Source organism: Pseudohongiella sp. SYSU M77423 (genome assembly GCF_029911965.1).
Lineage (GTDB): Bacteria > Pseudomonadota > Gammaproteobacteria > Pseudomonadales > Pseudohongiellaceae > Pseudohongiella.
The window spans coordinates 177,033-196,502 of sequence record NZ_JARYTH010000001.1 but is presented as its reverse complement, the minus strand read 5'-3'; the positions used below and the strand labels follow the sequence as shown (position 1 = coordinate 196,502).

Genomic DNA, 19,470 nt, shown 5'->3' with positions numbered 1-19,470 from the left:
TCAGTATGAACTTTGAATTAACAAAAACGCGTTTTTCCTGTCGGACCATGCTGCTGTCGGCACTATGTCTGTCCGGTTTGCTTTCATGGCAGTCAGGCCATGCACAGTCTTCAGAGGAAGCCGAGGAAGAGCCGGAATCGATTGAGTTTCCCAGTAACCTCGCCGACCGACTGGCGCCGCTGACTGAGGAAGAGATGGCTTTTCTGTCGGATCCGTCGATGACCCGTTCTTATGCGGAGACTCCGGAGGAGCTGTTTGAAGCGCTGGAAAAACGCAGCCCGGATGAAGTGAAGGCCTACGTTCAGGCAATGATGTGGGTTCGGGAACAGCGCCCCTTTCAGGAAGGTGTGGATGAGGCGTTTATTCCTTTGAATACTGACTCACCTGATTTCAATGCCTGGACAGTCAGACGTCCCCGCAGTTTCGACCCTGAGCGTGAGGATGGTCCCATCAGTCTGGGCCGCTACATGGGGGGTAATGGTGGCATTCCAACCTTTGCCGGCGCCCCGGTAGCCCTGACGCCAGAGGATCTGGTCGCAGGTGATGTGGACATCGCCATCGTGGGTGCACCACTGAACATGGGATCTGGTTGGCGTGACGCCGACCATGGACCATTGGCCCTGCGCCTGCGCGGCGGCATGGCCGGTAACGACCAATATACCCAGGTCAATGCCAGTTCCGTGCTGAATATCGTCGACTATGGCGATATTGCCATCGACAACGACAGTACCGAGCGCAGCATGCAGCATGTGCGCGAAGTGGTCAGAGAAATTGCCAGTACCGGCGCCATACCGTTCATCATTGGTGGTGACCACTCCCTGGAATACCCCAACGTTGCGGCCATGGTGGATGTTTATGGCAAGGGAAACGTCGGAGTGATCCATTTTGATGCACACTACGACGTAGGCCGCGACAGTCCTCACTATATCTCACACGGTCAGCCTATCTATCGACTGCTGCGTGAGGATCTGATCGCCGGTGCGGACTACATTCAGGTGGGCCTGAGATCGGGCAGCCCGAATGAGCGCATCTACCGCTGGATGCGCGAAGAGGGCTTTAAATACCACTCTATGGCTGAGGTTGAGCGCTATGGCTGGGACTACGTACTGGAGCGTGTGCTGGCTGAAGCCAAAGGTGATGGCCGCTATCTATATATTTCCTTCGATGTGGATGTGCTCGATCCCTCCTATATCGCCGGTACTGGCACGCCAGTTGCAGGAGGTATGACACCGCGTGAGTCGATACCGATCATCCGTCGCCTGTGTGCGGAAGACCAGGTAATCGGTTTCGATCTGGTTGAAGTGGCCCCCGCACTTGACCCGGCCTACACAACGGCACTGCACAGCGCAGCCATTGTAAAGGCCTGTCTGACGGGAATCGCGATGCGGGCAGAGGGTATTGACGAGCCTCATTACCTGAACCCGGTATCCCTTGACCACGCCCAGGATGACTATCACGCCAGGAACGCGCCCGATGAATCTGCCGAGCCCTAACAGGGCTCGGTGTGCAGGAGAAACTTGATGTTTGACAGACTGTTGAAAGAACCACTGGCCATATTCTGTGTGGCGGCGGCGGGCATATTTGTCGTTGATGCGATCAGAAACGGTGGGGAAACCACGGAGAGTCTGGCGGAGGCTGACCAGAATGCGGTCAGCACGATTATTGTGAACGAAGCCGTGGTGGACATTCTGCAGGAAGATTTTGAGTGGCTGGAAGGCCGCGAGCCCAACGAAGAGGAAACTGAACAGATCGTTCAGGAATGGCTGAATGAGGAAATCGTTTTTCGTGAAGCGCTGCGTCAGAACATGCATCTGTCCGACGGCAAAATGCGCGCCCACCTGATTGAGAAAGTCCGACTGTTGTGGGCTGGGGTGCCGAGCGCACCCAGCGAAGAAGACCTGCTTGCCTTCTACATGGACAATATTCAGGAGTACTACAGTGAAACCCGCGTCAGTTTTGATCAGGTCTTTTATTCAGAGCAACCTGAGAATGCTGACGAGTTGTTGGAGCGACTGCGTTCTGGTGAAGACATCGAAGGCGAGCGTTACTGGCTGGGAGACAATATGTCGGACTATGCTGCCAGTATTCTGCGTTCCAGTTTTGGTGGAGAATTCTTTACTGCACTTCTGGAGGCGCCCCTGGAAACCTGGATGGGCCCCTATCAGTCACCACGTGGTTACCATTACGTCAAGGTCAGCGGTGTGCAGCAACCGCAGCCAATAGCCTATGAAGCGGTTCGTGACAGACTGCTGCAGGACTGGTCAGATGCAATGCTTTTCAATCGGGTGGCTGAGCGCACCGAGCAGATTCGTGATGAGTTTGATGTCGTCTATGACTCCAGCGGGGAAGTCAGTTCCAGCGTAGAGGCATTGCTGGCAAGCGCCAGGAATCTGCGCGAAGAAGAGGGGCACTGATGAAAGTGACAGGCGCTACTCTCTTGCGACTGCGGCTTGCCCGATTTGCTGCACTGCTGTGTGCGCTGCTGTTGATGGCAGCACCGGCACGCGCTCATTATCTGGATATCGTGCAATTTACCCTGGTCGAACAGGCCAATCCGAATGTGCACCAACTGGTAGTGACCATGCCTGCCAACCTCGATGCCAATGCGCCTCTGGTCGTTCCTCGCCACTGTGTTCTGATGCAGCGCGATTCAGTAACAGAAGGGCAGTCGCATGTCGTCACCATGATGATTGACTGCGATCCAGAGCTGGCTGCGGAAGCGGGCACTGAGTTGACCGGGCAGATCGAAACGCGATGGGGTCGTGATGGCGGCATGCTGCAATTGCAGATGTTGGATGGCACCAGTTCGTCTGTCATGCTGTCGGGCAATCGAACCGGCATCAGTCTCGACATGCCAGTCTGGGACGAACTTGCCGCGCAACCACCGCAGGGCTTTTTTGAAAAGGCCTGGCGCTACCTTGAGCTTGGAACGGTACACGTTCTTATTGGCTGGGACCACCTCGCTTTTGTGTTCTGTCTGGCGATGCTTGCCACGGGGCTGCCGCTGATTGGCCTGATTACATCATTCACGGTAGGGCACTCACTGTCGCTTGCGCTGGCGCATCTTGGTCTGGTCAACATTCCAATTGCGCCAGTTGAAGCGGTGATCGCTCTGTCGGTTGTATTCATGGCGCGTGAGGTTTTCTTCACACCGGGCTCACGACTGAGCCTGCGGCGCGGGCAAGGCTCTGAAACCCTCTCGGGACCTCAGGCGCAAGTGCATTCGCATCGCTGGCGTATGGGTGTGACTGCTGCATTTGGCCTGATCCATGGCCTCGGTTTCGCGAGTGTATTAGGGGAGCTGGGCGTCTCTGCTGCAGACACGGTGATAGCACTGGCATTTTTCAATATTGGCGTTGAGGTGGGTCAGGTTTTATTCGTCGGTGCCATTCTGCTGGCTCTTGCGATTCTCAGACGTCTGGGTCGAGTGGAGTACGAACTCATGCACGCGACCACGTGTCTCGTGGGCGGTATGGGGGTCTTCTGGACACTGCAACGGGTGGTCGGCTGACAGGCTGGTTCCCTTGTTAAATCAGCTGATTCGGCAGGTTCAGTCAGAGGCCGGATCGCTGCTACGTAGCAAAAGGGGTCATGAGGCGCATTCTGCGTCAAACTACGTAATACGCATTATGACGTAGTTTGTGCCGTCAATCGCCGACTGGTCGCAGAGCCCTTTAAATTGCAACAATCTACTTAGCATCATGAACCTTGTCGCAGACTGTCAGGTTCGCCATCAATCACCAGCAGGAGTAGACAATGAGCACCCGCAAACCCAAGTCATCCATGATCCTGAAAGCCGGCGCCTGTTTGATGGGGCTGATGGCATTGAGCCCGATAGCTGTGGCCCAGGACACGATCAAAGTGGGCGTGCTGCACTCACTCTCGGGCACCATGGCCATCAGTGAAACCACACTGAAGGATACCGTGCTGATGCTCGTTGAGCAGCAGAACGAGCGTGGTGGAGTGCTTGGCCGACAGCTTGAACCAGTCGTGGTCGATCCCGCATCGGACTGGCCACTGTTTGCAGAGAAGACCCGCGAGCTGCTGACCCAGGAAGAAGTCGATGTCATTTTTGGTGCATGGACCTCGGTGTCCCGCAAATCGATGTTGCCAGTCCTGGAGGAGCTCAATGGCCTGCTGTTCTACCCTGTTCAGTACGAAGGTGAAGAGTCATCCAAAAATATTTTTTATACGGGGGCCGCTCCAAACCAGCAGGCCATTCCTGCTGTTGACTATCTGATGAACGAGCTGGGTATTGAGCGCTGGGTGCTGGCCGGTACTGACTACGTGTATCCCCGCACCACCAATCGCATTCTTGAAGCCTATCTGAAAGCCAATGGTGTTGCTGATGAAGATATCATGATCAATTACACGCCATTCAGCCATTCTGACTGGCAAAGCATCGTTGCAGATATCCGTCGCTTCGGGAGCACCGGTAAACCCACGGCAGTTGTTTCCACCATCAATGGCGATGCCAATGTGCCGTTCTATCGTGAATTGAGTAATCAGGGAGTCTCATCGTTCGACATTCCTGTGATGGCATTCTCCGTCGGTGAAGAAGAGTTGTCCGGTATTGATACACGCCCACTTGTGGGGCACATGGCTGCCTGGAATTACTTTCAGAGTGTCGATACTGCTCAGAACGAAGAATTCATCGACAACTGGCACGACTTCATTGGTAGCGAGTCACGTGTCACCAATGACCCGATGGAAGCGACCTACATCGGTTTCAATATGTGGGTGAAAGCCGTTGAGAAAGCCGGCACTACCGATGTAGATGCGGTAGAACAGGCCATGATCGGCATGGAAACACCCAACCTGACTGGCGGAACTGCGGTGATGGGCAAGAATCACCATTTGTCCAAGCCTGTTCTGATCGGTGAAATCCAGGAAAACGGCCAGTTCCAGGTTGTCTGGGAAACCGAAGGCCTGGTGCCCGGTGATGCCTGGTCCGACTACCTGGAAGGTTCCCGCGTGCTGGAAGCCGACTGGACTGATCCTATTCGTTGCGGCAACTACAACACAGTAACTGAAGTCTGTTCTGGTCAAAGCTACTAAGACAATTGCTACTGAGTTGCACGGCGACGGAGTCACCTCTTGAAACACCTAAGTATTACTGCTGTCCTGGTCTGGATTGCAATGGCATTCGCTTCTGTGTCGCAGGCACAGGCGCAGTCCCAGGCCGGGTCAGATACCTCTGACCTGGAACCCCTGTTGGCCCGTCTGGTTGATGCCAGCCTGAGTGAGGCCGTCGAGTTGATTCCGCAACTCGAGACTCAGGGTGGCCGGGGCATCCTGCCGCTATTCACCGCGATGTTCGACAACTCGCTGGCCGTCGACCCAGAATCCATGACCTTCTACCGGCTGGCCGAAGATAATTCGGCCACACCGGTCTATCCTCCCGCAGATGCTTCTAACGACGAGGCTGTTCAGCTGTTGCCGACGGTAGCTGATGAGCTTGAGCGAATCCGGGTCAGCAACCGGCTACGTGTTCTGTTACGTGATGCGATCGCACGCATACGTCTGTTTGAAGGTGATGCGGAAGAGCGCAGCATAGCGGCGGCGGAGTTACTTTCCCAGATGGGAGAGGATACCGTGCTCTTGCTGCGAGAAGCGCTGGCGTCTGAAGAGGATGCTGAGGTTCGCGAAGTTCTGGAAGTCGGTATCGCCATGAACGTGCTGGTCTCCGATGCCCCTGATGAGGAACGACTGCAGGTGGTACCGACGCTTCACGGACGCCTGGAGGCACCCGTACGGAATCTGCTGAACAGCCTGCTGGACCCCAATGGCCGTAATGAACAGAACCCTGAAGTGCGTGCGGCGATCGAAGAAGCCAATGCGGCGATTGACACGCGTATCCGCTTTTACGGATTCATCGAAGAGCTGTTTTATGGACTGAGTCTTGGGTCTGTGCTGTTGCTGGCCGCGATCGGGTTGGCCGTTACCTTTGGGGTGATGGGTGTAATCAACATGGCACATGGCGAGATGCTGATGCTGGGTGCCTACACCACCTACGTCGTGCAGCTGGTGATGCCCGGATTCATCACTTACTCGCTCTGGGTTGCCATTCCCGCCGCTTTCCTGGTGTCTGCCTCAGTAGGTATTCTGATTCAGCGCTACGTTATTCGTTATCTGCATGGTCGTCCTCTGGAAACTCTGCTGGCGACCTTTGGTATCAGTCTGATTCTGCAACAGACAGTCCGCACCATATTTTCACCGCTAAACCGTATGGTGGTCTCACCCGAGTGGATGAGTGGGACAATACAGATAAACCCGGTGCTGGCAATTACCAATAACAGACTATTCATTCTGATATTTTCACTGATTGTGTTTTTTGCCCTGATGATGATTCTGAGAAAAAACTCTCTGGGACTCCAGGTTCGTGCAGTATCCCAGAACAGGAACATGGCCAAGGCGATGGGGATTAGAACTGACAGAGTAGATGCGCTGACTTTCGGACTCGGTTCGGGTATTGCTGGGATCGCCGGTGTCGCGCTGAGCCAGCTGACCAACGTGGGCCCTAATCTCGGCCAGTCGTATATCATCGACTCATTCATGGTTGTTGTGTTCGGCGGTGTCGGTAATCTGTTTGGTACGCTGGTAGGCGCATTCAGCCTGGGTGTATCGAATAAATTCCTCGAGCCTGCAGTAGGTGCGGTACTGGCAAAAATTATCACACTGGTCTTTATTATCGTGTTCATCCAGTTCCGTCCCAAGGGCCTGTTCCCGCAGAAAGGGAGGGCCGCGGAATGACATCGTTGCTGGTTAAGTTAGGCGATATGCGCAGCGCGACTTCGGGCACGATTACGCTGTTTGTGATTGTGCTTTTTGTCAGCACCACACTGGCGTCATTAAGTAATCTGCTGCTGCCTGAAGACTCGGCATTTCATGTCAGTACCTACACAATAACGCTGCTGGGCAAGTATCTGTGTTATGCCATGCTGGCGCTGGCGGTGGATGTGATCTGGGGCTACTGCGGCATCCTGAGCCTGGGCCATGGGGCGTTTTTTGCGCTGGGTGGTTATGCCATGGGCATGTATCTGATGCGCCAGATCGGTGACCGGGGTGTCTATGGCAATCCCGAATTGCCTGATTTCATGGTGTTCCTGAACTGGGATTCGCTGCCCTGGTTCTGGCTGGGTATGGATCAATTCTGGTTTGCCATGTTGATGGTGCTGCTGGTGCCCGGGCTGCTGGCCTTTGTATTTGGCTGGCTGGCATTCAGGTCCCGCGTGACAGGCGTGTATCTGTCCATCATGACGCAGGCGCTGACGTACGCTCTGATGCTGGCTTTCTTTCGCAACGAAACAGGGTTCGGCGGCAATAACGGACTGACTGACTTCAAAGATATCCTCGGTGTCAGCCTGACGGAAGACAGCACCCGGGTGACGCTGTTTATGATGACTGCAGTGATGCTTGCACTGGTATTCGCGACCAGTCGCTATATTCTTGACTCCCGTATGGGGCGGGTCATTATCGCAGTGCGCGACAGCGAGGCACGTGCCCGATTTCTTGGCTACCGCACTCAGGACTACAAGGTCTGGCTGTTTATTTATTCAGCGCTGATTGCTGCCATGGCCGGTGCTCTCTATGTGCCACAGGTTGGCATCATCAATCCCGGTGAGTTCAGTCCCATCAATTCCATTGAGATTGTGGTCTGGGTTGCTATTGGGGGACGTGGCACGCTTTATGGTGCTGTGGTCGGCGCGATTCTGGTCAGCTACGCCAAGACAAGGTTTACTGCATTGATTCCCGAGAGCTGGATCTTCATGCTGGGCGCCCTGTTTGTGATTGTTACCATCTTCCTGCCCAAGGGTCTGGTTGGCATTCTGCAAAGCCGCTTGCCGGGGTCTTCCGGTGGGGACAAAGGTAATGCAAATCTGGGGAGGGCGAGCTCATGAGCTACAAAGCAGTCAGCGCCCGACCGGATGTCTCGCACAATGTCATACTTTATATCGAAAATCTGTCGGTCAGTTTCGATGGTTTCAAAGCTTTGAACAATCTCAGCCTGTACGTCAACGATGGCGAACTGCGCTGCCTGATTGGTGCCAATGGTGCGGGCAAAACCACGCTGATGGATGTCATAACCGGCAAGACGCGCTGTGATTCTGGTCAGGTGTGGTTTGGTCAGACGATAGATCTGCTAAAGCATGATGAAGCGGCCATAGCGCGACTGGGCATTGGTCGAAAATTTCAGAAACCCACAGTCTTCGAGGCTTTGACGGTTTACGAGAACCTGGAGTTGTCACTGGCCAGCCACAAGGGCGTCTGGTCGACGCTGATGGCAAAAGTGAGTGCAGCGCAGAAAGATCAGATGGATCAGGTGCTTGAGACAATTGGCCTGGTCTCCGAGCGGCATCGCAAGGCAGGTGTGCTGTCTCATGGTCAGAAACAGTGGCTGGAGATTGGCATGCTGTTGACCGCCAACCCCCGCGTTATGTTGATCGATGAACCTGTTGCCGGCATGACGGCGCAAGAGACTGAGCGCACAGCTGAGTTGCTCAAATCCCTGGCTGGCGAACGCACGGTGATTGTCGTGGAACATGATATGGAATTTGTGCGCAGTATTGCGCGTACAGTGACTGTCTTGCATCAGGGGGCCGTACTGGCTGAAGGGACAATGGATCAGGTGCAAAATAACCGCGACGTCATTGAGGTGTATCTGGGGGAGTCATCATGACAACGCCAACCATAGCCATCAGTGGTCTGAACCAGCGCTACGGTGGATCCCAGATTCTCTGGGACGTTGATATTTCGGTGGAGCAGGGCTCCTGTACCTGCATCATGGGCCGAAACGGTGTTGGCAAGACAACACTGCTAAAGTGCCTGATGGGTTTGCTGCCCATTGACAGCGGCACTATAGAATTGAGCGGAACAGCCATCCAGGACATGCCCGCACATCAAAGGGCACGCGCCGGTATTGGCTTTGTGCCACAAGGCCGCGAGATATTTCCATTGCTGACCGTGGAGGAAAACCTGCAGACCGGACTGGCGTGCCGTACAGACGGAATAAAAACCATTCCGGATCGCATTTTCGAATTGTTCCCGGTATTGGCCGATATGTTGCATCGACGTGGTGGAGACCTGTCAGGTGGACAGCAGCAGCAACTGGCTATCGGCCGTGCGCTGGTGACTGACCCGCAGGTTCTGGTGCTGGACGAACCGAATGAGGGCATCCAGCCGAATATCGTCAAACAGATTGGTGACGTCATTATGAAACTGAATTCGGAAGGTCTGACCGTTATTCTTGTTGAACAAAAACTGGCATTCGCGCGACGTGTCGGTACTGAGTTTCGTTTGATGGAAAAGGGCCGTGTGGTTGCCAGCGATGCCATGAGTGGACTTAGTGACGAGCTGATTCGACGGCATCTGGCAGTATGACCGCCGCGTTAGCCAGGCCTGCAGCGTCACGCTGGCAGGCATCGCTTGATTTAAGATTTGCGCAGACAGCCCGCGGCTGTCGCCTGGTGGCCAGTGCCCACAACGGGCCTCTTTACGTGCAAAAACCATTTTATCCGGAAGGCCCTGATCTGGCGCATGTTTACCTTTTGCACCCACCCGGTGGACTGGTTTCGGGCGACTCTCTGGAGATATCAGTAGCTCTGGGCAATGACGCCAGCGTTCTGGTGACCACTCCTGGTGCAGGGCGAGTTTACCGTGCACGAGAAGATCGCACGCTGCAATGGCAGCGCACCAGAATGGTGCTTTCGGAGGGTGCGAATATCGAATACTTCCCCCAGGAAACCATTATCTATCCCGGCGCGTCTGCCGGTCTTGAAACCCGAGTTGAGTTGAGCGATCAATGCCATTACGTAGGCTGGGAAATCACCTGTCTGGGTCTGCCGGCCAGTGCGCTGAAATTTGATAGCGGAGAATTCAGGCAGCATTTAGGTATTTTTCGCGATGGCCGGCCACTAATCGTTGAGAATTTCGTGCTTAACGAGGGCAGTCGCTTTCTGTATGACGCCTCTGTAGGGCTGCGTGGCCAGCCGGTCATGGGCCTGATGGTCGCCGGCCCGTTTGCAGAAAGCCGTAGCGGCGAAACTGCAGAAATAGTCACCAGTCTGCGATCAGTGACCGATTCCTGTAAGCCTGGAATGCTTTGCAATGTCAGCGTTTTTAACGGCTTTGTAACGGTTCGCTATCTCGGCAGTTCGTCGGCAGAGGCCAGAGAAATATTCATCCAGTGCTGGCAATTGTTGAGGCCGCTACTGCTCGGACGCCAACACTGCCCGCCGCGTATATGGGCAACCTGATGCAGGCTGATGGGCGTCAGGTACCTGACATGCCGGCGGGGCTGGCAAACTTTGTGCATAGGCACATGCATGTTTATGAATGATGTGACCCCGTCACCTGAACTTCTACCCCGGTGAAACGATCATGGAACTGTTACCCAGAGAAAAAGACAAGTTAATGCTATTCACAGCCGCTTTGCTGGCTGAACGCCGTCTGGCCAGGGGCCTCAAACTGAATTATCCAGAGGCTGTTGCCCTGGTTTCAATGGCCATCATCGAGGGTGCCCGGGACGGCAAAACCGTGGCGGAACTGATGAGCGAGGGCAAGCAGGTACTGAGCAGTGATCAGGTGATGGAAGGGGTCGCTGAGTTGATGCCTGAAGTTCAGGTTGAGGCAACATTTCCTGACGGCACCAAATTGGTCACCGTGCACAATCCCATCAACTGAGCACCGCAAGTGAGAATTTTCATGACACCAGATAACGGCAGCGGAAACATGATTCCTGGTCAGGTTGTGACGGCTGACGACGACATTACCATTAACGATGGTCGAACACGTCTTCGTCTGTCTGTGGAAAACACTGGCGACAGACCGGTTCAGATTGGCTCTCACTATCACTTCGCCGAGGTTAATCCTGCTTTGCGACTGGACAGAGCCGCGGCACGGGGGCATCACCTGAATATCGCCGCGGGCACAGCCGTACGTTTTGAACCGGGTCAGACCCGCGAGGTCGAGCTGGTGCCATTTGCCGGTGCCCGGCGCGTTGTCGGATTCCGTGGTGAAGTCATGGGTGACCTGGATACTTTAAAATAAGGGGAGAACTGACTTTGGCCACAATCGATCGCACAAGTTATGCACAAATGTTCGGCCCCACTGTCGGTGACCGGGTTCGCCTGGCAGATACTGATCTGTGGGTTGAAGTGGAATACGATCACACCCAGTATGGAGACGAGGTCAAATTTGGTGGCGGCAAGGTTGTACGCGACGGCATGGGACAAAGCCAGTGTGGCGACAGCGAAAGCATGGACCTGGTTATCACCAATGCCCTGATCATCGACTATTGGGGTATTGTAAAAGCAGATGTTGGCATTAAACACGGACGGGTGCATCACATCGGCAAGGCCGGTAACCCGGATGTCCAGCAGGGCGTCAATATCATCATCGGTCCTGGTACAGAAATCGTGGCAGGCGAGGGCTGCATCCTGACAGCAGGAGGTGTCGACTCACACATTCACTTTATTTGTCCGCAGCAGGTAGAGGAGGCGTTGATGTCCGGGGTGACCACCATGATTGGTGGCGGTACCGGCCCAGCCACCGGCACCAAGGCAACCACTTGTACTCCCGGTATCTGGAATATGGCGCGCATGCTGCAGGCAACCGATCAGATGCCCATGAACCTGGGCTTTCTCGGCAAAGGCAATGGCAGCACACCGGAGCCGCTGGTGGAGCAGTTACGTGCAGGTGCCTGTGGCCTGAAACTGCATGAGGACTGGGGTACGACGCCGGCATCGATAAATAATTGCCTGAACGTTGCTGACGACTACGATGTGCAGGTTGCCATTCATACCGATACCCTGAATGAATCCGGCTTTGTGGATGACACCATTGATGCCTTCAAGGGTCGTGCCATTCATACCTACCATACTGAAGGCGCAGGAGGTGGTCATGCGCCCGATATTATCAAGGCGTGCTCTCTGCCAAACGTACTACCCTCATCAACCAACCCGACACGACCGTACACAGTAAATACCGTTGATGAACATCTGGATATGCTGATGGTCTGCCATCATCTGGACTCGGCCATACCGGAAGATGTCGCTTTTGCCGATTCGCGTATCCGCAAGGAAACTATCGCCGCAGAGGATATTCTTCATGACCTCGGCGCTTTCAGCATGATTGCCTCAGACTCACAGGCCATGGGCCGGGTGGGTGAAGTAATAACACGAACCTGGCAGACCGCGCACAAAATGAAAGTGCAGCGTGGTCAGCTGGATGATCCTGACGGCATCACAAGGGCTGACAACTTCCGAGTGAAACGCTACATCGCTAAATACACCATCAACCCGGCAATCACGCACGGTGTCGGGCATGAGGTCGGCTCAATTGAGGTCGGCAAAATGGCTGACCTTGTACTCTGGAAGCCGGCGTTTTTTGGTGTCAAACCCTCGCTGATCATAAAGTCTGGTTTTATAGCAGCAGCGCCTATGGGGGACCCCAATGCATCCATTCCGACGCCCCAGCCGGTGCACTATCGGTCTATGTTTGGCGCTTACGGCGCGGCGGCTGCGGCGCTGTCAGTAACCTTCACCAGTCAACTGGCGCTGGATGCCGGGGACATAAATTCGCTGGGCTTGCAACGACGACTGGTAGCCTGTCGAAATGTGAGAGCGATGCGCAAAAGTGACATGAAACTCAACAGCTGGCTGCCCACTATTGAGGTGGACGCGCAAACCTACGAAGTCAGGGCAGACGGTGTGTTGCTGACCTGTGAGCCCGCCTCTGTGCTGCCGATGGCACAGCGGTACTTTCTGTTTTAAGGAAACACGACATGTTGGAAGTTTGCGAACGACTCGGCACTGAAGCCTCCTGTGCAATTGATGCGCGTATTATCCTGACGCATGAGCAACGGGACCGCGGACGGCTAAGAGCATTCTCGCCGGAAGGTGAGGAAGTGCGAATCTTTCTGTCGCGTGGGACGCCCCTGCAAGTGGGAGAGTTCCTGCGTTGCAGGTGCGGGCGCCACGTACTCGTTGAAGGTGCTATCGAGCCAGTCGCCATCGCGCGTTGTGACGATTGGCTGCTGTTTGCAAAAGCCTGTTATCACCTGGGCAATCGCCACGTAAAACTGCAGGTTTCTGAATTGAGCCTGCGTATTCAGCGTGACCATGTACTCGAGGACATGCTGACCCAGCTGGGCCTGACGGTTGAGCACGGACACGATGTCTTCATCCCGGAGTCTGGTGCCTATTTTCAAAGTCAGGGTCACTCGCATGCACATCACCATTCACATGGGCATGCGCACGATCATTCACACGACCACCATCACGACAATGAGGACTCGCACGCCGATCAGGCTGCAATCACGACTGGAGAAGCCGGTGACAGGACCCGCCATAATCACCACTGACCTGACGCTGCTGCGGCTGATGCAGCTGTGCAGTCCGGGCTTGCCGGTAGGGGCCTATGCTTTCTCGCAGGGACTGGAGTATGCGATAGAAGCGTCCTGGATAAAAAGTAGAGATCAGGTGGCGGACTGGCTGGGAACGCAGATTCGTTTCTCGCTGGCGCGTCTGGACCTTCCGGTTTTGATGCGCCTGTGCGATGCGCATCGCCTGAAAGATGATGCAGCTGTTCAGTGGTGGAATGACTTTCTGCTGGCGAGTCGTGAGACCCACGAATTGCAGTTGACTGATACAGCGACAGGAGAGGCACTGATCAGGCTGCTGCCGACGCTGGCTATTGAGGCGCCTCGCTGGCAGGGCCGCAGCAGCTTTGTCACTGTATTCAGTTATGTTGCAGCTCAGTGGCAGATTCCAGCGCAGATGGTTGCGCTAGGCTACGGCTGGGCCTGGCTGGAGAACCAGGTAAACGCAGCGACCAAGCTCGTGCCGCTCGGTCAGTCTCAGGCCCAGAGCCTGATTCAACAATTGCAGCATGATCTGCCGCCTGCGATCGAGCAGGCCAGAGAGCTTGCTGACGATGAACTCGGTATGACGCTGCCAGCCCTGAGTCTGGCCAGCATGTACCATGAAACTCAATACACAAGGCTTTTCCGCTCATGAGCGACAAGCTGATGCATACACAAAACAATTCAGGAGACTGGTGATGAGTAATGAATCTGCACGTCAGACACTGCGGGTGGGTGTAGGAGGGCCAGTAGGCTCCGGCAAGACTGCTCTGCTCAGGGCGCTTTGCACATTGATGCGTGAGCACTGGCAGATAGGCGTTGTGACCAATGATATTTACACCCGTGAGGACGCTGATTTTCTGACGCGCCACGAAGCGCTGGATGCCGACCGGATCCTTGGTGTGGAAACCGGGGGTTGCCCGCATACGGCAATTCGTGAAGATGCATCGATGAACCTCGCTGCCATTGATGAGCTGTTGCGACGGCACCCGCAGTTGGAGGTCATATTCGTGGAGAGTGGTGGCGACAATTTGAGTGCCACATTCAGCCCGGAATTGTCCGATCTGACACTTTATGTGATTGATGTCTCTGCTGGTGACAAGATTCCCCGCAAAGGCGGCCCCGGTATCACCCGGTCTGATCTGTTAATCATTAATAAAACAGACCTGGCCCCATTGGTTGGTGCATCGCTGGATGTAATGAACCGGGACTCGCTAAAAATGCGTGGTGAAAGACCTTTTGTATTCAGCAACCTGAAAGCCTGGGAAGGCCTGGGTAAGATCATCGATTTCATCGTTGAGCAGGGCATGCTGGCTCCCCGGTTCTCGGGTGACGAGCTTGTCAGTCGCGCGGGTGTCAGAGCGGCGGATGTCGCCGAAGGCACTCGACCCAGTCAGTGACAAGGGTGCTATTAAGAGCACAGCTATACCATTCAGGAGTCTAGTTTTATGAACGTGTTTAATAAGGTTGTTGTTCGTCCTGGCCGTTGGCTGCGTGACAGGGCTGTCGCCAGGATTCTGCTTGTCGGCTCGGCTGTTTCTCCCATGGCGAATGCTCACGAAGGTCATGGAACGCCTGGCACTGTATTACATGATATTCAGCACGCTGCATGGCTGGTGCTGGCGATCAGTGCTGTCGTAATTATCGGCATGATTCTGAAGCAGAAGTGGAATCAGATCGGCAGAGGTGACTGACACCGTTCGGGGCGACTATTGATAGTCGCCCCTGCTACTAAAATCAGTTGATTCGCTATTTCAGTCGCGCTCCAGAATACCGATGGCGATACGGGCGGCGGCCGTTCTGTTTTGTACATTCAGCTTCTTGAATATCTGCTCCAGATGTTTGTTGACGGTCCTTGGGCTCATTTGCAGAATCTGGGCTGCTTCCCAGTTGGTCTTGCCCTGACTGATCCATGCCAGTACTTCCGACTCGCGCTTGGTCAGGTTCAACTTTTCGCGCAATAATTCTTCACCTGTTGTTTCGGCCGCCTCCGATAATCGCAACAGTTTTTCTTCTGCATTGACGTGCCGGATAAAGGTTACGCTCAGGCGTTTTTCCTGGTATGAGGGGCCACTGCCGGATTCCACGGTCAAAGTCAGCATTTGATTCTCTTCCCGTTGCGCTGGTGGCGAAAGCCAGTTGCTCAGCTCAACGGACAGCTTCGAGGTTTGCCACTGCTCGCTGGCGCCGGCCCTTGCGAACAGCGCCAGAGTTTGTGGCGTCGCCCAGAGAATACGGCCATCGCGACTGACCGAGAACAGATGCTGACCTGCCGAATCGAGAGCATTGTAAGCGCTACTGGTCAGTCGGGCATTGTTCAGGTGAACGTTCATCCTGGCGAGTAATTCTTCGGGTTTTATAGGTTTTGTCAGGTAGTCTACGCCTCCCGCCTCAAGTCCCCTGACAATGCTGGCAGAGTCACTGAGACCGGTCATGAAAACCACGGGGATGCTGGCAAGTTCCGGGATGGCGCGCAGATCCCTGCAGGTCTCGAAGCCATCCTTGTTGGGCATGATGGCATCGAGCAGGATCATGTCAGGCCGGATTCGTCGCGCAATGGTCAATGCCTGTCGTCCCTCAAGCGCAACCAGGACGTTGTAGCCGGCCTCCTCCAGTGTGTCATTGACGAAGCTCAGTGATTCGGGGGAGTCATCGACTACCAGTATCACATTGGAATTGGTTTTTTTGTTCATTTTTCAGTAGCACTCATCTGATCGTCCGGTGTGGGTTTTAGCTTTTTTGTTGCGGTAAAGCTGCGCGCAATCTGCGCGAACTGCATTCCATCCAATAGTTTTTTCAGGGATTTGCGACTGGTTTCGTTTATGAGCTCATGTCGAGCGAGCTCGTCCAGTTTGTTCTGTACGCCGCGCTTGTATCCGAGTTCAGCGCAGGTGATCAATTCTCTGACCAGCTCGTGATCAGCAATCGTCGTCAAATCGGTGGGAGGCTCTGCTTTCTCCAGCAAAGAGCTGTCGGACCCAGGACTATCAACAATCCAGTCAATAGACAGAAGATCGCCAATAGTTTCAAGTAATCGTTGATGATTAATTGGTTTAACCAGATAAGCATTGTGATGCGCTGTATCCTGCATACTGCGATGGTGCTCCTGCGCATCGGCCGAAATCATGATTGCGGGTTGCCGGTGTCCCATCTCGCGCAATTGTCTGATCAGTTCGAGTCCGCTCAGTCCAGGCATGCTGACGTCGAGCAGCAATATATCAGGGCGAGCCTCTTCAATGGTTTCCAGGCAATCGTGGGCGTCCGGTGATTCCAGCACGGTGAACCCAAGAGGGGGGAGCAGTTCTGACATTAGTCCGCGATGGATGGGATCGTCATCTACAACCATGACGGTGCGTCGTGGTCCTCGATAACCTTTAATCTGGTGGGGGACCGGTGTCTGTACGGAATGTTCGGTGACACGTGACATCATCAGACTGACGGTAAAGCGGCTGCCTTTGCCGGGGGTGCTGACGATGTCAAGTTCCCCACCCATGATTTCAGATAACAGGCGAACAATGGTCAGCCCCAGGCCGGTGCCAGGCACATTGGGTACGTCGGGTCCGCGAACCCGCTCGAAGGGGTCAAGGATGCGCTTGAGGTCTTTTTCGCTGATGCCGATACCAGTGTCTACCACAGAGAACTCGGCAACCTGGTTTCGATAGCGGACATGGAACTCAACGCTGCCACGTGGTGTGTATTTAATAGCGTTGGAAAGCAGGTTTACCAGGATCTGATACAGTCTTTTCGAGTCGGTGGTAACGACTTCCGGCAACTTGTTGTGGATATGGCAGCTGAAGTCTATCTGCTTGTTTGCTGCCATGTCGCGGAACATCTGAACCATCTGGTCAATGAATTCAGGTAGCTTGACGTGATTTCGATAGATCTCCAGCCGACCTGCTTCGATTTTTGATATATCGAGCAGGCCCTCGATCAGGCCCGCCAGGTGGTCTCCGCTGCGCTTGATAATCTGCACAGCATCCCGGTTGCGCTCGCTCATGTCTTCGCGCTGAATCAAAAGCTGTGCATATCCGAGTATCGCCTGCAATGGCGTCCGTAGTTCATGACTGATGCCCGAGAGATACCGGCTTTTGGCATTGTTGGCACGTTCCGCCAGGTCTTTTGCGCGTTGCAGTTGCTCATCGGTTCGACTGTGGGCTTCAATCTCTGCCAGTAGCCGGTTGGTCTGGATGGTTGACTCCGCCTGAGCGACAACCCGGCTTTCGCTTGCCAGCAGGTAGAGCCAGCAGGTCACGCCAAGAATGATCATCATTACAAAGAACAGCATGGTCAGCGCCTGATTCAGAATAAGTGCGCTGACCGGATCGGTGCTCAACTGGAAATAAACCAGTGATAACAGTGCAGCACTGATCAGGTTGGCGATACCAAAGAGTGTCATGAATCGCACCAGGCGTCTGCCCACAGGGCGGAACAGGGCGGCAGGCAGCCAATGCTGCAACCATTCTTCCAATTGACTGCTGAGCGTTGCTTCGGGTTTGCAGGCGTCCATGCAGCGTGAGTCGAGTGAGCAACACAGCGAGCAGATTGCGCCTTCATAGGCGGGGCAATACGCAAGGTCCGGTCGCTCGAAATAATTTTCACAGATGCAGCATTGGGCTTTTTCTTCCGGTCCGGTAGAGACCATTATGCTGTCAATCTCGGGCGAAGTTCTGGCCAGGTAGAAGCGACCATTGGTGACCAGAGCGATCAGAGGAACGCAGATAAAACATAGTCCCAGACTGATAAAGTGTGCCAGATGTTGAGGTGTGTCACCGAACATGCCCAGATAGCAAAGAACTCCAACAATCGATGCGATCAGGACGGAGACGACACCGACCGGATTGATGTCATACAAATGAGCGCGTTTGAACTCGATGTAGGAAGGGCTGAGTTTCAGCGGTTTATTGATCATCAGGTCGGCCGACAGGCATCCCAGCCAGCTCAATGTAACTATGGAGAACAAACCCAGAATCGACTCCAGCGCCCGGTAGAGCCCAAGCTCCATCAACAGCAGAGCAATTGCCACATTAAAAACCAGCCAGACCACACGGCCGGGATGACTATGTGTCAGCCGCGAAAAGAAGTTGGACCAGGCGATCGAACCAGCATAGGCATTGGTTACATTGATCTTCATTTGCGAGACGATGACCATCAACCCTGCCAGCACCAACGAGAATGCAGGAGAGCTGCTGACGTAGTTGAAGACCATCTGATACATCCAGGTTGGGTCAATAGCCCTTTCCACAGAAGCGCCCTGCGAAACGGCAATCCAGGCAAGAAAGGAACCCAGCAGCATTTTTACAAGACCAATAAGTATCCAGCAGGGGCCGGCCAGCGATAACCAGAACCACCAGCGAAAACGATTGGCAGGGGTTTTTTGAGGCATGAATCTCAGATAGTCCACCTGCTCGCCAATCTGGGCGACCATGGCGAAAAGTATGGCTGTTGACGCACCGAATAGTGCGAGATCAAAACCGGGCAGCCCGCCGGTTGTGCCGTCTGGCATGTAGGCTGCCCAATCTTCGACCCTGGAGAACTCAAACCACAAAACAAGCACCAAAGCAGTGCACTGCAGCGTCAACCAGAACGTTTGGGTGCCCACCTGAAACCGTGAGATGAGCGTGATTCCGTGCGTTACGATAGGTATGACTGCGACTGCGCAGATGATGTAGCCCAGCCATAATGGAATGCCCAGCATGGCGTACAGGGCCGCCGCAAGAATGGCTCCTTCAATCGCGAAGAATATGAAAGTGAATGAGGCATAGATCAAGGATGTGATGGTTGAACCCAGGTAGCCGAAACCAGCGCCGCGTGTCAGCAGGTCAATGTCCAGGCCGTAGCGGGCGGCGTAGTAACAGATGGGAAACCCAGTGGTGATAATGACTAGCGCCACTGCCAGCATGGCGGCTACCGCATTCACCACTCCGTAATTCAGGGTGATGGTTGCAGCAATCGCTTCCAGTGCCAGGAAGGCGGTAGCGCCAATAGCCGTCATCGCAACCGTGCTGATGCTGAATCGGCGTGCTCCTATCGCCGTGAATCGCAGCGCAAAGTCTTCCAGTGTTTCGTTACCGACCCACAGGTTGTACTTTCGTCGCACACGAAAAATC

Annotated in this window: 18 protein-coding genes; 16 read left to right on the top strand and 2 right to left on the bottom strand. The window is 54.5% G+C overall.

From position 1 onward, the window contains the following. Positions 1 to 5 precede the first annotated feature (5 nt). The 16 genes from QGM61_RS00830 to QGM61_RS00755 all read left to right on the top strand — a co-directional run bounded on the left by QGM61_RS00830 (position 6) and on the right by QGM61_RS00755 (position 15,057). Complete coding sequence (locus tag QGM61_RS00830) at positions 6 to 1,493, top strand: agmatinase family protein (RefSeq protein WP_281131527.1); 1,488 nt, start codon at positions 6 to 8, stop codon at positions 1,491 to 1,493. A 27-nt stretch (positions 1,494 to 1,520) separates the two neighbouring features. Beyond that, a complete protein-coding gene (locus QGM61_RS00825) occupies positions 1,521 to 2,414 on the top strand; it encodes a peptidylprolyl isomerase (protein ID WP_281131526.1) in 894 nt (297 codons plus the stop codon). After that, positions 2,414 to 3,511 (top strand): HupE/UreJ family protein, encoded by a 1,098-nt coding sequence (locus tag QGM61_RS00820; RefSeq protein ID WP_281131525.1) that lies wholly within the window; start codon positions 2,414 to 2,416, stop codon positions 3,509 to 3,511. The genes QGM61_RS00825 and QGM61_RS00820 overlap by 1 nt, the downstream gene beginning before the upstream one ends. A 245-nt stretch (positions 3,512 to 3,756) precedes the next feature. Further along, complete coding sequence (gene urtA / locus QGM61_RS00815; RefSeq protein WP_411268743.1) at positions 3,757 to 5,058, top strand: urea ABC transporter substrate-binding protein; 1,302 nt, start codon at positions 3,757 to 3,759, stop codon at positions 5,056 to 5,058. A 39-nt stretch (positions 5,059 to 5,097) separates the two neighbouring features. Continuing rightward, positions 5,098 to 6,753, top strand: coding sequence for an urea ABC transporter permease subunit UrtB (gene urtB / locus QGM61_RS00810; protein WP_317622114.1), 1,656 nt, complete (start codon positions 5,098 to 5,100; stop codon positions 6,751 to 6,753). After that, positions 6,750 to 7,901 (top strand): urea ABC transporter permease subunit UrtC, encoded by a 1,152-nt coding sequence (gene urtC, locus QGM61_RS00805; protein WP_317622113.1) that lies wholly within the window; start codon positions 6,750 to 6,752, stop codon positions 7,899 to 7,901. Before urtB ends, urtC begins: the two co-directional genes overlap by 4 nt. Further along, complete coding sequence (gene urtD, locus QGM61_RS00800; RefSeq protein WP_237133287.1) at positions 7,898 to 8,680, top strand: urea ABC transporter ATP-binding protein UrtD; 783 nt, start codon at positions 7,898 to 7,900, stop codon at positions 8,678 to 8,680. The genes urtC and urtD overlap by 4 nt, the downstream gene beginning before the upstream one ends. Then, a complete protein-coding gene (gene urtE, locus QGM61_RS00795; protein WP_237133288.1) occupies positions 8,677 to 9,381 on the top strand; it encodes an urea ABC transporter ATP-binding subunit UrtE in 705 nt (234 codons plus the stop codon). Before urtD ends, urtE begins: the two co-directional genes overlap by 4 nt. Beyond that, positions 9,378 to 10,256 (top strand): urease accessory protein UreD, encoded by an 879-nt coding sequence (locus tag QGM61_RS00790; RefSeq protein ID WP_281131524.1) that lies wholly within the window; start codon positions 9,378 to 9,380, stop codon positions 10,254 to 10,256. Before urtE ends, QGM61_RS00790 begins: the two co-directional genes overlap by 4 nt. Before the next feature lie 124 nt (positions 10,257 to 10,380). Beyond that, on the top strand, positions 10,381 to 10,683 hold the full coding sequence (locus QGM61_RS00785) for an urease subunit gamma (protein WP_237133290.1): 303 nt from the start codon (positions 10,381 to 10,383) through the stop codon (positions 10,681 to 10,683). 48 nt (positions 10,684 to 10,731) lie between these two features. Further along, positions 10,732 to 11,049, top strand: coding sequence for an urease subunit beta (locus tag QGM61_RS00780; protein ID WP_281132053.1), 318 nt, complete (start codon positions 10,732 to 10,734; stop codon positions 11,047 to 11,049). A gap of 23 nt (positions 11,050 to 11,072) precedes the next feature. Continuing rightward, a complete protein-coding gene (gene ureC / locus QGM61_RS00775) occupies positions 11,073 to 12,773 on the top strand; it encodes an urease subunit alpha (RefSeq protein WP_411268268.1) in 1,701 nt (566 codons plus the stop codon). Positions 12,774 to 12,784: 11 nt separating this feature from the next. Further along, positions 12,785 to 13,363 (top strand): urease accessory protein UreE, encoded by a 579-nt coding sequence (gene ureE, locus QGM61_RS00770; RefSeq protein ID WP_317622112.1) that lies wholly within the window; start codon positions 12,785 to 12,787, stop codon positions 13,361 to 13,363. Beyond that, positions 13,335 to 14,018, top strand: a complete 684-nt coding sequence (locus tag QGM61_RS00765) for an urease accessory protein UreF (RefSeq protein ID WP_281131523.1) — start codon at positions 13,335 to 13,337, stop codon at positions 14,016 to 14,018. The genes ureE and QGM61_RS00765 overlap by 29 nt, the downstream gene beginning before the upstream one ends. A gap of 43 nt (positions 14,019 to 14,061) precedes the next feature. Further along, positions 14,062 to 14,763, top strand: a complete 702-nt coding sequence (gene ureG / locus QGM61_RS00760; protein WP_281131522.1) for an urease accessory protein UreG — start codon at positions 14,062 to 14,064, stop codon at positions 14,761 to 14,763. A gap of 48 nt (positions 14,764 to 14,811) precedes the next feature. After that, positions 14,812 to 15,057 carry a hypothetical protein gene (locus QGM61_RS00755; protein WP_281131521.1) on the top strand — a complete coding sequence of 82 codons (246 nt, stop codon included), beginning with the start codon at positions 14,812 to 14,814 and terminating at the stop codon, positions 15,055 to 15,057. A 60-nt stretch (positions 15,058 to 15,117) separates the two neighbouring features. On the opposite strand, the gene QGM61_RS00750 is transcribed toward QGM61_RS00755, so the two are convergent. Both QGM61_RS00750 and QGM61_RS00745 read right to left on the bottom strand, forming a co-directional pair. After that, the gene (locus QGM61_RS00750; protein ID WP_281131520.1) at positions 15,118 to 16,056 is read right to left on the bottom strand and encodes a response regulator transcription factor; all 939 of its coding nucleotides are present in this window, start codon (positions 16,054 to 16,056) and stop codon (positions 15,118 to 15,120) included. Continuing rightward, positions 16,053 to 19,460 (bottom strand): ATP-binding protein, encoded by a 3,408-nt coding sequence (locus QGM61_RS00745; RefSeq protein WP_281131519.1) that lies wholly within the window; start codon positions 19,458 to 19,460, stop codon positions 16,053 to 16,055. The genes QGM61_RS00750 and QGM61_RS00745 overlap by 4 nt, the downstream gene beginning before the upstream one ends. Positions 19,461 to 19,470 lie beyond the last annotated feature (10 nt).

Excerpts from the sequence above, each read along its gene's own strand:
- QGM61_RS00830 (WP_281131527.1), top strand. The coding sequence starts at position 6 with ATGAACTTTGAATTAACAAAAACGCGTTTTTCCTGTCGGACCATGCTG.
- QGM61_RS00825 (WP_281131526.1), top strand. The coding sequence starts at position 1,521 with ATGTTTGACAGACTGTTGAAAGAACCACTGGCCATATTCTGTGTGGCG.
- QGM61_RS00820 (WP_281131525.1), top strand. The coding sequence starts at position 2,414 with ATGAAAGTGACAGGCGCTACTCTCTTGCGACTGCGGCTTGCCCGATTT.
- urtA (WP_411268743.1), top strand. The coding sequence starts at position 3,757 with ATGAGCACCCGCAAACCCAAGTCATCCATGATCCTGAAAGCCGGCGCC.
- urtC (WP_317622113.1), top strand. The coding sequence starts at position 6,750 with ATGACATCGTTGCTGGTTAAGTTAGGCGATATGCGCAGCGCGACTTCG.
- urtD (WP_237133287.1), top strand. The coding sequence starts at position 7,898 with ATGAGCTACAAAGCAGTCAGCGCCCGACCGGATGTCTCGCACAATGTC.
- urtE (WP_237133288.1), top strand. The coding sequence starts at position 8,677 with ATGACAACGCCAACCATAGCCATCAGTGGTCTGAACCAGCGCTACGGT.
- QGM61_RS00790 (WP_281131524.1), top strand. The coding sequence starts at position 9,378 with ATGACCGCCGCGTTAGCCAGGCCTGCAGCGTCACGCTGGCAGGCATCG.
- QGM61_RS00785 (WP_237133290.1), top strand. The coding sequence starts at position 10,381 with ATGGAACTGTTACCCAGAGAAAAAGACAAGTTAATGCTATTCACAGCC.
- QGM61_RS00780 (WP_281132053.1), top strand. The coding sequence starts at position 10,732 with ATGATTCCTGGTCAGGTTGTGACGGCTGACGACGACATTACCATTAAC.
- ureE (WP_317622112.1), top strand. The coding sequence starts at position 12,785 with ATGTTGGAAGTTTGCGAACGACTCGGCACTGAAGCCTCCTGTGCAATT.
- ureG (WP_281131522.1), top strand. The coding sequence starts at position 14,062 with ATGAGTAATGAATCTGCACGTCAGACACTGCGGGTGGGTGTAGGAGGG.
- QGM61_RS00755 (WP_281131521.1), top strand. The coding sequence starts at position 14,812 with ATGAACGTGTTTAATAAGGTTGTTGTTCGTCCTGGCCGTTGGCTGCGT.
- QGM61_RS00750 (WP_281131520.1), bottom strand. The coding sequence starts at position 16,056 with ATGAACAAAAAAACCAATTCCAATGTGATACTGGTAGTCGATGACTCC.